This window comes from Streptomyces lavendofoliae (genome assembly GCF_014649735.1).
Taxonomy (GTDB): Bacteria; Actinomycetota; Actinomycetes; order Streptomycetales; family Streptomycetaceae; genus Streptomyces; species Streptomyces lavendofoliae.
This window is the reverse complement of record NZ_BMTP01000037.1, coordinates 1-14,582: the sequence shown is the minus strand read 5'-3', so window position 1 is coordinate 14,582 and position 14,582 is coordinate 1. Positions and strand designations below refer to the sequence as shown.

At 74.7% G+C, this 14,582-nt stretch carries 14 protein-coding genes and 1 pseudogene; 1 reads left to right on the top strand and 14 read right to left on the bottom strand.

Features of this window, described 5'->3' with window-relative positions; all coding sequences use genetic code 11:
* The 14 genes and pseudogenes from IE109_RS32325 to IE109_RS32260 all read right to left on the bottom strand — a co-directional run.
* Positions 1 to 208 (bottom strand): annotated as a pseudogene (locus IE109_RS32325) (phosphoribosylformylglycinamidine cyclo-ligase); the annotation flags it as partial.
* A 37-nt stretch (positions 209 to 245) separates the two neighbouring features.
* Positions 246 to 1,133 carry an NAD-dependent epimerase/dehydratase family protein gene (locus IE109_RS32320; protein WP_189554927.1) on the bottom strand — a complete coding sequence of 296 codons (888 nt, stop codon included), beginning with the start codon at positions 1,131 to 1,133 and terminating at the stop codon, positions 246 to 248.
* Positions 1,130 to 2,716 (bottom strand): class I adenylate-forming enzyme family protein, encoded by a 1,587-nt coding sequence (locus tag IE109_RS32315; RefSeq protein WP_189554926.1) that lies wholly within the window; start codon positions 2,714 to 2,716, stop codon positions 1,130 to 1,132. Before IE109_RS32315 ends, IE109_RS32320 begins: the two co-directional genes overlap by 4 nt.
* Positions 2,713 to 3,903, bottom strand: a complete 1,191-nt coding sequence (locus IE109_RS32310; RefSeq protein WP_189554925.1) for a cytochrome P450 — start codon at positions 3,901 to 3,903, stop codon at positions 2,713 to 2,715. Before IE109_RS32310 ends, IE109_RS32315 begins: the two co-directional genes overlap by 4 nt.
* Positions 3,900 to 4,643: a glycosyltransferase family 2 protein gene (locus IE109_RS32305; RefSeq protein WP_189554924.1), complete on the bottom strand. Its 744-nt coding sequence runs from the start codon at positions 4,641 to 4,643 to the stop codon at positions 3,900 to 3,902. The genes IE109_RS32310 and IE109_RS32305 overlap by 4 nt, the downstream gene beginning before the upstream one ends.
* Entirely contained in the window at positions 4,640 to 5,650 is a 1,011-nt protein-coding gene (locus IE109_RS32300) for a 3-oxoacyl-ACP synthase III family protein (RefSeq protein WP_189554923.1), read from the bottom strand. The genes IE109_RS32305 and IE109_RS32300 overlap by 4 nt, the downstream gene beginning before the upstream one ends.
* A 15-nt stretch (positions 5,651 to 5,665) precedes the next feature.
* On the bottom strand, positions 5,666 to 6,838 hold the full coding sequence (locus IE109_RS32295) for a cytochrome P450 (protein ID WP_189554922.1): 1,173 nt from the start codon (positions 6,836 to 6,838) through the stop codon (positions 5,666 to 5,668).
* Between the two features lie 728 nt (positions 6,839 to 7,566).
* Positions 7,567 to 7,878: a DUF6506 family protein gene (locus IE109_RS32290; RefSeq protein WP_189554921.1), complete on the bottom strand. Its 312-nt coding sequence runs from the start codon at positions 7,876 to 7,878 to the stop codon at positions 7,567 to 7,569.
* Positions 7,879 to 7,882: 4 nt separating this feature from the next.
* Entirely contained in the window at positions 7,883 to 8,158 is a 276-nt protein-coding gene (locus IE109_RS32285; RefSeq protein ID WP_189554920.1) for an acyl carrier protein, read from the bottom strand.
* Positions 8,155 to 9,960, bottom strand: a complete 1,806-nt coding sequence (locus tag IE109_RS32280) for a fatty acyl-AMP ligase (protein WP_189554919.1) — start codon at positions 9,958 to 9,960, stop codon at positions 8,155 to 8,157. The genes IE109_RS32285 and IE109_RS32280 overlap by 4 nt, the downstream gene beginning before the upstream one ends.
* 13 nt (positions 9,961 to 9,973) lie before the next feature.
* The gene (purF, locus tag IE109_RS32275; protein WP_189554918.1) at positions 9,974 to 11,449 is read right to left on the bottom strand and encodes an amidophosphoribosyltransferase; all 1,476 of its coding nucleotides are present in this window, start codon (positions 11,447 to 11,449) and stop codon (positions 9,974 to 9,976) included.
* Complete coding sequence (locus IE109_RS32270; protein WP_189554917.1) at positions 11,446 to 11,994, bottom strand: hypothetical protein; 549 nt, start codon at positions 11,992 to 11,994, stop codon at positions 11,446 to 11,448. Before IE109_RS32270 ends, purF begins: the two co-directional genes overlap by 4 nt.
* A complete protein-coding gene (locus IE109_RS32265) occupies positions 11,991 to 12,869 on the bottom strand; it encodes a hypothetical protein (protein ID WP_189554916.1) in 879 nt (292 codons plus the stop codon). The genes IE109_RS32270 and IE109_RS32265 overlap by 4 nt, the downstream gene beginning before the upstream one ends.
* Positions 12,866 to 14,245, bottom strand: a complete 1,380-nt coding sequence (locus tag IE109_RS32260; RefSeq protein WP_189554915.1) for a flavin-containing monooxygenase — start codon at positions 14,243 to 14,245, stop codon at positions 12,866 to 12,868. The genes IE109_RS32265 and IE109_RS32260 overlap by 4 nt, the downstream gene beginning before the upstream one ends.
* 261 nt (positions 14,246 to 14,506) lie before the next feature.
* On the opposite strand from IE109_RS32260, the gene IE109_RS32255 reads away from it, so the two are divergent.
* Positions 14,507 to 14,582, top strand: a 76-nt coding sequence (locus IE109_RS32255) for a phosphoribosylformylglycinamidine synthase subunit PurS (RefSeq protein ID WP_189550087.1), incomplete at its 3' end; no start/stop codon positions are given.

The window sequence follows — 14,582 nt, the reverse complement described above, 5'->3', positions numbered from 1 at the left end:
CGTCGGTCGCGGAGGCCAGCAACGGGCGCTCATAACGCTTCAGGGCGGAGGCGTCGAAGAGGCCGGCGAAGCCACCCAGGCCGCCGAGGCCGGCGACCTCGGGGCGCTGCGTCTTCTTCACCCACTCCTTCATCAGCTCGACGGCGCGGTCGCCCGCTTCGATGTCGACGCCCGCGGCTGCGTAGCTGGCACCGGTGGGAGGAGTCATGCCGTCATGCCTTCCAGGAGGGTCCGCTTCGGACGGTTCACCACGTGAGCGCGCCGTCGAACGAGGTCGGTGCGGGGTCGAGGCCGAGGTCCCGGCGCGCCGCGCCGAGGGCGAGGGTGCGTTCCACCGAGAGGTGGCTGATCGCGTACCGCGTGAGCCGTGGGGGCCGGGGGCGCCGGGTCAGCCGCCACACGGTCTCGGCGGCCACCGCGGCGCCCCGGGCGGCCCGCGCCGGGAGCGTCCGCAGGCGTACGCGGACGCCGCGGGCCGCGAGCAGCGCGCACAGCGCCTCGCCGATCGGCACCGGTTCGGCGTCCGCGACGTTGTAGGTGCCGGGTGGGGCGGCACGGTCGCAGGCGAGCAGCGCGGCGGTGGTGAGATTGTCGATGTGGGTGAGCGACTGGGGGGCCGTGCCGTCGCCCGGCAGCCACAGCGAGCCGCCGCGCACGGCGCCCAGCACCCGGGGCAGCAGTGTCCGGTCGCCCGGCCCGTACACGGCGTGGGGGCGCAGGACGACCGTGTCGGGCCGGCCGCTCAGGGCCAGCTCGGCGGCGGCCTTGGACGCGGCGTACGGGGTGAGGTAGCGGCGTACCGGCGCTTCCGACTCGTCGGCGAGGACGGTGGGGCGGAACGGGTCGTACACGCTGGCGCTGGAGATGTGGACCAGCCGCGCGCCGGGGAAGGAGGCGGCGACGTTCCTGGTCCCGGTGAGGTTGGCGTGCCACACCGGGCCGGGCGCGCCCCAGTCGCCGACGGCGGCCGCCGCGTGCACCACCGCGTCCACCCGGGGGGCGTCGGCCCACGCCCCGGTGGTGAGGTCCCAGTCGGCGCGGGTCAGCGCGTGGACGGTCCAGCCCCGCCCGGCCGCCGCCCGGCAGACGGCGCCGCCCACGAAACCGCGGGCGCCGGTGACCGCGATCCTCATCGCGCCGCCCCCGTCCCGTGGGCGCCCGCCGGGCGCAGCCGGGCGCGCAGGGCCTCCCGGTCCGGCTTGCGGGAGCGGCCGGCGACCGGGATGCGGTCCAGCACCACCACGTCGTCGGGGAGGACGGCGGCGTCGATCACCGAGGGCAGCCGGGTGCGGACGGACTCGGCGAAGGCGTCCGGCGCGGCCGGCGGGTGCTCGGCGACCAGGGCCAGGACGACGCGTTCGTCGCCGTAGTCGTCGGGCACGCCGACGATGACCGCCTCGGCGACTCCGGGCAGGGCGGTGATGGCCGGTTCGTACAGACCGGGGTAGATGTTGGTGCGCCCCCGGATCAGCATGTCCTTCTTCCGGCCGTGCAGGACCAGCCGCCCGTCCTCCAGCCGGGCGAGGTCCCCGGTGGCGTGCTCCGCCATGGGGGGCCGGCCGAGGTAGCCGCGGCACAGGTGGGGGCCGGACACCAGCAGTTCGCCGTCCGGGGCGGTGCGCACCCCCACCGAGGGCAGCGGGGTGCCGAGCAGGTCGCCCGGGCCCGGGTGGGCCAGCTTCTCCTCCCCGGTGGCCACCGCCACGGGCAGGATCTCCGTCATGCCGTACACCGCGAGGAAGCGGACCGACGGCATGGCGCGGGAGGCCCGGCGCAGCAGTCCCGGCAGGACGGGGGCGCCGCCGAGGACCAGGTACCGCAGCGACGCGGGGACGGTCGCCTCGCCCCGTTCGACGGCGTCGAGGACGGTGGGCAGGTCGGCGGGTACGCAGAAGGTGTGCGTCGCCCCGCCCAGTCCGGCGGCGTACCGCACGGGGTCGGCGGCGGGCGCGAAGCCGTAGGGCGGCATGCTCCAGTGGGCGCCGGTGATCAGGGCGGGCACGCCCATCATCAGCTGGTCGGTGTGCACGGTGTCGCCGTCGCCCATCCGAAGGGCGTGTCCGCAGCCCGCGAGGCCGGCGCCGAGCGAGCCCCGGGTGTGGACCACGGCCCGGGGGGCGCTGGTGGTGCCGGACGTGAAGACGACCAGGGCCTCCTGGCCGGGCGCGGGTGCGGGCCGGAACGACCCGGCCGGACCGGCGGCGAGCCGCCTCGCGGACAGCGCCCCGGCGGGGACGCCGGGCAGCCGGCGGCCGGCGTGGATATGGCGCAGGCCGAGCCGGTGGTACGCCGGCAGCAGCAGACCGCGGCGCCGGGCCAGCGGGCGGCCGTAGCGGCTCGCGGCGTACAGCAGCGACTCGGCGGCGGCCCAGCGGGGGGCGGCGAGTTCGCGCCGCGCGGCGAACAGCTCGGGGCCGGCGCCCGGGTCGATGAACACCACGGTGGCGCCCGCGGCGATGATGCCCAGCGCGAGCACGACGCCCTCGGGCCCGGGGCGTACGGAGAACAGCACCCGCTGCCCCGGTTCCATGCCGGCCTCGCGCAGCCCGCGCGCGGTGGCGAGGACGGCGTCGGCGAACTGCCGGTGGCTGAGGGTCGTCCCGTCGGGGCCGGTGAGCGCCGGGGCGTCACCGCGCCGCCGCGCGGTCCGCAGGAGCGCGGTGAGCACGTCGGCGTGTTCGTCGTCGGGTCCGGGGAGGTGCTCGGTGTCGGTCACGGCGCGCTCCGGAGCGTGAGGATGAGCCGGGCGTACCCGGGGATCAGCACATGGCGGGCGGTACGGCGGCGGGCGACGGTGACGGGCCCGGCCGCGAGGACGGCGTCCAGCACCGCGCGGATCTGCGCCATGGCCAGGGGCATGCCCAGGCAGAAGTGCGGGCCGGCGCCGAACCACAGCCGCCGCAGTTCCGGCGGGTGCGGCCGGTCGGGGTCGAAGGCGCCGTACACCGAGGCGCACAGCAGGGTGGCGATGACGACCCGGTCGCCCGGGGCCACCGGTACGCCGCCGATGGCGGTGGGCCGGGCGACGCTGCGCAGCATCACGGGTGACGGGACGGTGACGCGCAGGGCCTCCTCCACGACCGCGCCGGCGTCGGCCGTGCCGTCGCGGAGCCGGTCGAGCCAGGCCGTGTCGTGGCAGAGCGCGACGAGGCGGGGGATGAAGGAGACCAGGGTCTCGGTCCCGGTGAGCAGGAACGCCCCGACGGCGCCTCGGGCCTCGTCCTCGCTCAGTCCCAGGCCGCGCAGCCGGCCGGGCAGGGTGTCGTCCCCGCCCCGCCGGTAGGCGTGGACCGCCGAGGCGGTGAGGCGGCCCAGCACGTCGCGCGCCCGGCGCACGTGCCGGGGCGGCAGGGAGTGTCGCCACAGCCGTACCGCCTTGGTGACCTCCGACGCGTCCGCGTGGGCGGCGGCGAACCGCTCCGGTTCGGCCGGCAGGCCGACGATCTCGCAGATGGCGGCGCCCGCGCAGCTCTGCGCGACCCGGACGAGGTCGACCTCCTCGCCCGCGGCGAGCCGGCGGGTGAGGTCGGCGAGGGGCTGTGCGAGCACGCGGTCGCACAGCCCGGCGACGTACCCGGGGGTGAACAGGCCGGAGAGCCTGCGGCGCAGCGCGGCGTGGTCGGCGCCCTCCATGTTGAGCAGGACCGCCGGGCCGAGGACCGGTGTCCACAGGTCGGAGGGCGAGCCGGGCCCGGTCTTGGTGTAGTGCGCGGTGTCGCACAGGACGTCACGCGCGAGGGCCGCGTCGCTGACGACGACCCCGACCCGCGGCACGCGCACGACCGGGCCGCGGGCCGCGATGGCGCGCAGCAGCCGGAAGGCCACGGGGTGGGCCGAGGTCTGCACACGGTGCTCCCAGCGCTGCCAGGTCGCGTCCGGGGCGGTGGTGGTGGTGACGGTCATCGGATGTCCACCACCTCGGGGCGGTAGCGGTGGTCCGCGTACCAGCCCAGGGTCCGGCGCAGTCCCCACTCCCGCACCCGGCGGGCGGAGCCCTGGACGCGTACGTCGCGCCGCAGGCCGTACGCCGTCGTCAGCAGCCGTACCGCGTTCACCAGGGCCCGGTCCTCGTGGAGTTCCTCGATGGCCGTGCGCGGGAAGCCGCCGGCGCGTTCGTACAGCGCGGCGGTGATGGCCATGTTGCAGCCGGGCGCCATGACGTAGGGCCCGAGGTAGCCGGCGTCCCGGTTGCCGGGTCTGAACCGGCCGAACCAGGCGGCGGCCTCGGTGGCGGCGACGAGGGCGGTACGGCGCAGCGGGGGCAGCGGCGCCTCGTCGGTACGGGGCCGCAGCTGCCCGGCGATCAGCTCGAGCCCGGAGCCGAAGGCGGCCCGGATGCGGGCGGTCCAGTCGGGCGCGGGCAGGCAGTCCGCGTCGGTACGGGCGAGGTGCGTGGCGCCGTGGGCGATGGCGTACCGCATGCCGGTGTCCGCCGCCGCGCCCGTGCCCTTGTGCGTCTCGTGGACGATGTGCAGGTCGCCGGGGTAGGCGAAGGACCGTACGACGTCGGCGGTGCCGTCCGTCGAGTTGTTGTCGACCACGACCAGGGAGAAGTCCCGGTCGGTCTGCGACACGAGGGCCCGGAGGGTCGCCGTGATGCCGTGGGCCTCGTTGTACGCGGGGACGACCACCCAGAGCCTCACAGCCGGATCACGCTCATTCCCATGCTGATGCCTCCGGCGAGGCCGACCAGGCCGACCAGGTCGCCGGGGCCGGCCCGGCCGCTCTCGAGGGCGCGGACGAGTTGCAGGGGCAGGCTGGCGGCGGCGGTGTTGCCGTGCTCGGTGATGGTCACGGGGATCTTGTCCATGGGGAGGCCGAACCGGTCGGCGAGCTGGTCGAGGTAGGGCTTGGAGACCTGGTGGACGCAGATGGCGGCCATGTCGTGCCAGCCGAGGCCGAGCCGGTCGAGGGTGTCGTCGAGCACTTTGGAGCCCAGCCGTTCGAAGGCGCGGCGCAGGCCCACTCCGTCGAGCCGGAAGTAGGTGTGCTCCTCGCCGCGTGGGTGGGCGGAGCCGCCCGAGGGCAGGGTGCCGACGCTCCAGGAGGCGGAGTCGGCGGCGAACCCGTGGCCCAGGATGCCCGGTTCGGCGGATGCCTCCACGAGGAGGGCGGCGCCGGCGTCGGAGAGGGTGTAGCCGGGTATCGAGGTGAGGTAGGAGCGCAGGTCGGGTACGGCCCAGCGCACCGCCCGGGAGGGCGACTCGCCGCAGGCGACGAGGATGCGGCGGTAGCCGCCCTGGGCGATGAGCGCGTGTGCGGTCTCCAGCGCGTTGAGCACGCTGTTGCAGGCGTTCTTCACGTCGAAGGCGGGGCAGCGCAGGCCGAGGCGGTCGGCGGTCATGTGCGAGGTGGCGGGTTCGATCATGTCCTGGCTGGCCGCGGCGAAGATGAGCAGGTCGACGTCGTCGGGGTCGGTACCGGTGTCGGCGAGCAGCTTGCGCGCGGCGGCGGCGGCGAGGTCGGACGCCTGCCAGTCGTCGGGCATGACGTGGAGCCGCTCCACGCCGGTCAGTCGGTGGACGAGTCCGGGTGGTGGCCGGAAGCCGGTGCCGGCGGCGGCCACCCGCTGCTCGGTCTCCTCCGCGGTGCGCAGGGTCTCCGGCAGGTGTACGGCCACACCGGCGAGCCGGGCATGGGTTGCAGGCATGGGGCTGGTCTCCCGTCAGACGAGTGTCACGGTCAGCCGGTCGTACGTGGGGATGACCACGCGCCGGCTGTAGCGCCGCTCGACGATCCGCCAGGGCCGCCCGACGCTGGTCAGGGTCTCCAGCGTCCGGCCGATCTCCGCCTGGGCGATGGCGGAGCCGAGGCAGCGGTGGCGTCCGGCGCCGAACCACAGCTCCCGGTTGGCGGGCTCGGCGGGCCGGCCGAGGCGGAAGCCTCCGGTGAGGCTGTTGGCGGTGTAGTTGAGCAGGGTGATGCGTTCTCCGGCCCTGAGCGTGCGGCCCGCGAGGCGGACGTCGCCGCGCACGGTCCGGCCGATGACGGGCGCGGGCGCCGTCACGCGCAGCCCTTCGCGGACCGCGTCCGGTACGAGCGCGGGGGACGCGACGAGCTTGTGCTGGTCGCCGGTGTCGTGCAGCAGCGCGACGGTGCGGGTGATGGCGCTGGCCGCCGTCTCGGTGGCGGCGACGCCCACGAGGGCGGCCATACCGGCGGTCTGGTGGGCGTCGAGGCCGGCTTCCCGGCAGCGTCCGACGAGGTGGTCGGTGGAGCCGGTGCGCCACTCCCGCTCGACGTGCCCGGTGAGCCGGGCGACGACGCGCCGGCCGCGGGCGACGGTCTCGTCGGTCAGGTCGGCGCCTCCGGCGGCCTCCAGGGAGATGGCGGCCAGTTCGCGGGCGGTGGCGAAGACCTTCTCGTAGGCGGCGTCGTCGGTACCGGTGACGGGGACCCGCAGGAGTTCCGTCACGATCCGGCCGACGAGGGTGCGGCCGAGGGCGGCGACGTCGACCGGTTTGCCGGCGGCGAGCCGGGCGCGGGTCTCGGCGAGCCGGGGGCCGATGGTGCGGTCCACCAGTTCGCGGGCGGGCGCCTCGGCGAACAGGTCCCGGGTGGCGGTGCGCAGGGCGCGGTGGCCCTCACCGTCGAAGAGGTCGTCGACCCAGTCGCCGAGGAGCTGGGCCCACAGCCGGCCGACGCCACCGCGGTCCAGGACGGTGAAGTGCTCGGGGTCGGTGAGGACGGACCGGGCCGTGACGGCGTCGGCGGTCACCCACCCGACGCGCGGTATGTGCCGCAGGGGCCGGGCCAGCCGGCCGGCGTGCAGCAGGAGGGGCAGGGCGGGACGGCTGGCGGCCAGCACGCGCAGTTCGTGGAATTCGGCGCGGTTCATGGTGATCCATCTCGTCGTTGCGCGGAGTGGGCACGACCGGGGGCCTGCCGGGCTTCCTCCCGTACCGGGGGAAAGTCACGAGGAGGAGGCCCGGCAGGAGAACGGGGCGGGACAGGGCGGTCCCGGGTGGAACAGGGCGTACGGAGCGGCGCGGGGAAGGAGGGGCGGAGGGTGCCCGTGCGGGTGCCCCGGCGGGGCCGGCCCGGCCGGCGGGTGGGTGGGCGCCGGCCGGCGCCGGGCCGGTGGTGCGGCGGCGGGTGAGCCGGGGGCGGGCCGGGCCGGTGGGCTTGGATGCCCAACCGGCCGGGGCCCGGCCCGCACGGGAGTCGGCCCGTTCGGGCCCGGCCCGCCCAAGGTTCAGCCCCTCGCGGGGCTCAGCCGCCTCGGTCGGCCGCGCCTCGCCCAGGACGCGCCTCGCCCAGGACGCGCCGCAGACGCAGCGCGACCGGGCTCGGCCGCCTGGGGTCCGGTCCGGCCGGGACCGAGTCCACCTCGGGTTACCCCGCCGTCAGCTCAACCCCTTCGAGGCTCAGGCCCTTCAGCTCCGTCGCCTCGGGACCCGGCCCATCCGGGGGCCGGGCGCTCCGGCCCACCCCCCGGGCCCGGCCACCTCGCGACTCGGCCCGCCTCGGACCGAGTCCGCCACGGGCCCGGCCACCTCGCGGTCCGACCCCCGAAGGTCCAGCCGTCTCGGGACCCGACCCACCCCGGTCCCAGCCGCTTCGGGCTCAGCCCGTCTTGGGCGGGAAGAGCGCCGCCATGCCGTCGATCGACTCCGGGCCGTACCCGACCGAGCCGACCGGCACGCGGGACCCGGTGGCCTCGATGACCCTGGCCGTCCACACGGGTCCGAAGCCGCCGCACAGTTCGATGAGCTGGATGCCCTCGTCGACGAGGCGCGCCGCCACCTCGGGGGCCTGGGCGGGGTCCGCCATGCCCACGATGACGGCGCGGAACCCGTCCCGCTCGATCACGGAGCGGTCGCGGTCCGGGTCGAGCCCGCGGCCGGTGAAGAGGAATCCGAATGCGTCCAGTGCCATGGTGTCATTTCTCCTCGGGGTGCCGTCGCAGTACCGCCACGACTTCGTCCGCCACGTCGGTCAGGGTGAGGCTGCCCAGGGATCCGGCGCTCTCCAGGCGTACGCCGTACCACTTCTCCACGTCGGCCACCAGGACGGAGCTCGTCATGGAGTCGATGCCGAAGGCGCTGAGCGGCACCTCGTCGTCGAGGTCGGCCGGCTCCATCTCCAGCAGCTCGGCCATCAGCAGGCGCAGCCGCTCCGCCACCACCTCGTGCGTGATCTCCTGCGCGGTGCTCACGCGGCACCGCCCATGCGCCGGCTGGACCACTGCGCCAGGGGCTGGAGCGCGCCCGACCGGACCTGCTCGGCGCAGGCGCGCCGCCTGATCTTGCCGCTCGTGGTGCGGGGCACCTTGTTGCGCGGCACGGCGTAGACGCTGACCGCGGTCGGCAGGACCTTCGCCACCGCGATGCCGGCCGCCCGTACGGCGGCGGCGAGCGCCTCCGGGTCGCGCTCGGTGGTCTCCACGACCACGGCGACGCCCTTGTCGTCCTCGCTCAGCGGCCAGGCCGCGGCCCGCTGCTGGGCGAACGCGGGGTGGGAGTCCAGGGCGACGGCCTCCGCGTCCTGCGGGAAGTAGTTCTCCCCGCCGATGATCAGCACGTCCTTGATGCGGCCCGTGATGAACAGTTCCCCGCCGTCGACGAACCCGAGGTCCCCGGTGCGGACGTACGTCCGGCCGGTGGCCCCGTCCGGGCCGGCGAGGCGCGCCGCGAAGATGTCGGCCGACTCCTGCTCGCGCTGCCAGTAGCCGCCGCAGTTGCCGGGCGAGTCGACCCAGATCTCGCCGACGACCCGGTCGGCGAGCGGCCGGTGGGTCTCGGGGTCGACGATCTCGACCCGCACGTCGTCCACCACGGGCCCGCAGCCGACGAGTTCGATGCCCTCGGCCGCCACCCTGGTGGCCACCGCCTTGCCCTCGGCGAGCGCCTCCCGGTCGTACAGGCCCACGACGGTGGGCACGAGCGAGGGGCTCAGGCTGACCGCGAGGGTGCATTCGGCGAGGCCGAAGCCCGGCGAGAAGACCTCCTCGCGGAAGAAGCTCGGCCGGAACGCCTCGGCGAACCGGCGCTGGGTGGCGGCGCGCACGGGCTCGGAGCCGTTGACCGCGATCCGCCAGGTCGACAGGTCGATCGCGGCGCGCTCCTCCGCCGGGATCCGGTTGACGCAGATGTCGTACGCGAAGTCCGGCGCGGCGGTGAAGACGTCGTCCTCGGCGGCGATGGCGCGCAGCCACACCCTCGGGTCGCGGACGAAGGTGGCCGGCTCCATGGTCACGGTCGTGGCTCCGGACACCAGCGGCAGCACCACCGCCGTGCACAGGCCCATGTCGTGGAAGAACGGCAGCCAGCTGACGATGGTGGTGGTGGGCTCCACCTCGCAGCGGTCGCGCATCGCCGCCTGGTTGGCGACCAGATTGCCGTGGCGGACGACGACGCCGCGCGGGTCGCCGGTGGACCCGGAGGTGTACTGGAGCAGCGCGGTGGCCTCGGGGTCCAGGGCCAGCGGGTCGGGCAGCGAGGCGTCCCGCGCCTCGCCGTCGGGGCGGCGGACGGCGACGAAGCGCACGCCGGGGGCGAGGTCGCTGTCGGCCTCCTCGGCGTCCTGCGGGGTGGAGACGAGGACGGCGCACGGAGTGCAGTCGCCGCAGATCCCGGCCAGCCGCTCGGCGCGGGTCGTGGTGCCGGCCCGGGCGGCGGTGCGGAAGGCGGGCACCGGCACGGCGATCATGCCGGCGTACAGGCAGCCCAGGAAGCCGATGTGGAAGTCGAGTCCGGGCAGCGCGGGGACGATGACGCGGTCGCCCGCCCCGCCCGTCTCGCGCAGCGCCGCGGCGAGTGCCCGGGCGCGGCGGTCGAGTTCGACGGGGGTCAGGCTCTCCAGCACCGCGCCGGAGGCGTCCAGGGCGGTGACCACGGCGCGGTGCGCGTCGGGGCCTTCGGCGCGGGCGGTCAGCGCTTCGACGATGGTGCGGGCATCCCGGCCGGTGTGCGCCGCGGCCGGCGCGCGGGTGGCGGTCGCCTCGGTTGGCGTGTTCACTGCTGGGTTCTCCTCATTCGGCGGTGGCTTGGGATGCGAGGGCGGTGGTGGGTGCGGCGCCCGGCCCGGCGGCTCCGGTCGCCGCGGGGAGGGCCGCGGCGGGGGTCGCGGTCGGGTAGCGGCCGGTCAGACAGGCCGTGCAGTAGCCGGAGCGGTCGCCTCCGGCGGCTTCGAGCAGCCGGTCCAGCGAGAGGAAGGCCACGCTGTCGCAGTCGAGCTGCTCCGCCAGCTCCGTCATCGACAGCCGGGCGGCGAGCAGTTCCTCGGGGCGTCCGGTGTCGATGCCGTAGAAGCAGGACCACCGGTACGGCGGGGAGGCGATGCGCAGGTGCACCTCCAGGGCGCCGGCGTCGCGGAGCATCCGCGCCACGGCACGCATGGTGGTCCCGCGCACCAGCGAGTCGTCCACCAGCACCACGCGCCGGCCGGCGACCGCCGCCGGGACGGGGCTGAGCTTCCTGCGGACCGCGTGGTGCCGGGCCGCCTGGTCGCTCGCGATGAAGCTGCGGCCGCCCTGCCCGGGGCGCAGCAGGCCCTGTACGACGGTCAGTCCGGCGCGCTCGGCGTACCCGTCCGCCGCGACGCGCGCGGTCTCCGGGGTGGCCACGACCACCGGCCGGGGCGAGCCCGTGACCGGCGCGTGGTCGGCGAGCGCCTGACCGGCCCGGTACCGCGCCTGGTAGACGCTGCGCCCGGCCAGCTGCGAGTCGGCGCGCGCGAAGTACACGTACTCGAAGAGGCAGGCCGCGGTCTTGGCGTCCGGGACCTCCAGCCGGCTGCTGGACGTGCCGTGCGCGCCGATCGACAGCACCTCGCCGGGCTCCAGTTCGCGCACCACCTCGCCGCCGACGGCGGTGATCGCCGCGGTCTCGGAGGCGAGCAGCCACGTGTCGCCCTGTCGTCCCACTGCGAGCGGCCGGAAGCCGTGCGGGTCGCGCACCCCGTACAGGTTCTGCCCGTCGGACAGGACCAGGGCGTACGCGCCCTTCAGCCCGGGCAGCACCGCGTGCAGCGCGGCCACGGTGTCGAGCCCGCCGGCCGTGCGGGCGTCGAGCACCAGGCGGGCCAGCAGCTCGCTGTCGGTGAACCACTCGTCCGGCGCCAGCGCGTCGGCCCCCGGGGCGGTGTGCGGGTCCACCAGCGTGCCGTTGTGGGCGACGGCCAGTGGCGGCCGGTCCAGGACGACCGGCTGCGCCCCGGCGAGCGCGTCGCGCGTGCCGTGCGTGGCGTACCGGACGTGCCCGACCGCGACCGGCCCCTCGGGGAGCCCGTCCAGGTCGGGCAGGGCCTGGGCCACGGTGCCGGCGCCGTGCCGCGCGACCAGGGCGTCTCCCGTGCCGACGGCGATGCCCGCGCTCTCCTGCCCGCGGTGCTGGAGCGCCACGAGCAGTTCCCGCACCATCGCGGCGTGGTGACCCGCGGGCCCCCGGACGCCCGCGACGCCGCAGGCTTCCCGGGGCTTGTCCGCGTCGAGCGGTTCCGCGTTCATGCGGAGTCCCCGCCCGCGTCGAGCCATTCGGCGAAGGCGTCCAGGTCCGGCAGGATCACGGTGGAGCACGACAGCACCGCCAGGTTCTGGCGCATGTCGGTGATCGACACGACCGTGCGACCCGCGCGGTGGGCCGACAGCATCTCGGCCGCGGTGCCCATGCTGGGTTCGTGGCCGGGCAGCCAGGCCACGCACACGTCGCTCGCCGCGGCCAGCTCGGTGAGCCGGTGGAACAGCGCGGTCAGTTCGCGCAGCTCCGGGGCGAGCCGCGCGTGGTGCAGCACCGCCCGGTCCGCCAGCGCGGCGTGCGCGGCCCGTACGTCGGCGGGGTGGGCCGCCAGCCATTCGGCCATCACGACGCCCGGGTCGTGCACGACGGCCCCGGGCCGCCGGGCGAGCAGCGTCCCGGTCAGCCGCTCCCGGTACGACTGGTCGACGAGGTCCGCGCCGGTACGCGCCCCCTGCATGGTGCCGGCCAGGAAGTACGAGCGGGTCGCGACGGCGGCGTCCGGCGTGCCGGGGGCCGTCGTGCCGGGGGCCGTCACTCGTCCTCCAGGGAGTACGGGGCCAGGTCGAGCCCGGCGGGGGCTGCGGCGCGGTGGATCGCGGCCGCTTCGAGGAGGAAGGCGACCACGTCGTCCTGGGACGCCGAGACCGCGTCCGCCACGACTTCCAGGTCGCGCTGGAAGCGGGCGTCGCCGTACTGGGCGACGGCACCCTGGTTGTCCTTGGTGAGCATCAGGCCGCTGTCCTCCGCGACGCCCGAGGGCCGCCCGGCGAGCGGCAGGATCAGCTCGGCCATGTGCCGGGTGACCGGGTGCAGGACGCGGATGGAGACACTGTGCTGTTCCGGGTGGACCAGCAGCCGCCGCACGAAGTCCGCAGCGGGCGGCACCGTGTCGATCCGGGACTCGGGCCGCAGCAGGAACGAGCGGGACGCCGTGTTGTGCCCCCGGCGCGGGCTGAACCGCAGGTAGTCGAGGCGGATGGAGTCGTCGCCGAGGTCCCAGGTGGCGCGCACACGGCTGGGTGCCGGAGTGCCGTCCTTCTTCACGCGGTACGGGTAGGCGTCGACGGTCGTCCGCACCACTCCGTCGACCGCCGCGCCGCGGTCGAGCCGCAGCGGCTCGCCGTGCAGCAGGTACGGGTCGAGGATGACGAGGCCGTCCCGCTTGCGGTAGACGGCCGCCACATGGCGTCCGTCGATGAGGTAGTCGGCCGGGATGCCGGACCGCTCCATGACCATGCGTCCGGCCGTGAAGGACTGCCAGGCGCACGACAGGCCGAAGCGCGGAGGGGCCGCCTTGGTGCCGAAGTACTCGTGGAACTGGGACGCGCTGTTGTAGGGGACGCCGACGAGGACCTCGTCGAGGACCTCCTTCTGCACGTCGCTCAGCAGCGCCGCACCGACGGTGTTCACTTGCGACCTCCCTGGAGGAGTGCGGCCGCCTGCTGGAGGAGGGAGGGCCGGCGGGCGTACGTGGTGTCCTGGCCGCCCAGCACCGCCAGGTGGTCGCGCAGGATGCGCAGGTACGTGGTCAGCTCGAACTGGGTGAGGTTGCGCCGCGATTCGAGGAAGTTGATGCCGCCCGTGATGTCCACGTCGCGGGCCCGCTTCAGCTCGTCGAACCGGCGGGCCGCCTCGGGGTCGCGCTTCTTGGCCGCCAGATATCCGGCGATGACACGCGACTGGAGTTCCACGGTCGGGAAATGACCACCGGTGCCATCGGTCATTCCGGCGATGAACAGGTCGTCGTAGCGGGGCGAGAACGCCAGGAGGTAGAAGTCCGGACGCCCCTTGACCCAGTCGAGGTGCTCTTCGCCGACGAACGGGATGTGAATGCGGAAACCGGTGGCGAGGATGATGGCGTCGTATTCCTCCGACGTACCGTCGGAGAATTCGACGAACTTTCCGTCGAAGCGCACCGGCGCCTTCCGCACCTTCACCCTGCCGTGCGCGCAGTAGTACGGCAGCAGTGAATTGACGATGGGCGGCGATTCCAGCGGCTCGTGGTCGGGCTTGGGCAGGCCGAACTGCTCGGGGCGCCCGATGCTCAGCTTGAGCATGGTGCGGTACACCGCGCGCGCCACCGGGGGCGGCAGGCGCAGGTGCTGGCTCGACTCGGAGACCTGGTCGGCGGGCTTCCCGAAGATGAACTTGGGGAAGAAGTGGTAGCCGCGGCGCATGCTGATGGCCACGTGGTCGGTGACCCCGGCGGCCTCCACCGCGATGTCGCAGCCGGAGTTGCCGGCGCCGACGACCAGGACCCGCTTGCCGGCGAGTGCGGCCGCGTCCGTGTAGTCCCGGCTGTGCAGGATCTCCCCGTCGAACTTCCCCGAGAAGGAGGGGAGATAGGGGTGCCAGTTGTGGCCGTTGGCGATGATCAGCGCGCTGTGCTCGTGCGACTCGCCGTCGGCGGTGGTGACCCGCCAGCCGTCGGAAAGGCGCTCGACCTGGGTGACGTCGGAGTCGAACCGGATCAGCCGGAGCAGGTCGAACCGCTCGGCGTACTGCCCGAGGTAGTCACGCACCTGGTCGTGGCGAGGGTAGGCCGGCAGCCCTCGGTCCATGGGGAGGTCCGCGTAGCCGGTCACTTCCCGGGAGGTGATGGTGTGCGTGTTCCGGTACACCGAGCTCCGGGGATTCTCGATGTCCCAGATGCCGCCCACTCCGGAGTGGGCCTCGTAGGCCACGCAGGGAATACCGAGATCGGTGAGGCTCTTGAGCGAAGCCAGCCCGGAAGGCCCGGCTCCGATGACTGCGACCGGCCGTGGATCAACCTGTGGTTCTGCCATGTGAGTTAATTCCCCCATTAAGATCATGACCTACGCCACGCACACCGCTGCGACGCTGGACGGTCTCAGCCTGCGGCAGGCACGTCCCCGACTCCAGCCACTTTCAAGGAATTTCAAGCGACGGGCGGGATGGTCGTGATCGCTTGACTTGGGGGCGCCGGCCTCCGCCTAATGGGGACGACCAGGCTTCACCGGAGAGTGAAATACGTCACTTTTTCTCCTCTCGTTGAACCTGTGGAGACTCTCGCGTTAGGAGTGCCAGTGGCACGCGTCGTGGTCGACGTCATGCTCAAGCCGGAGATCCTCGACCCGCAGGGACAGGCGGTGCAGCGTGCAC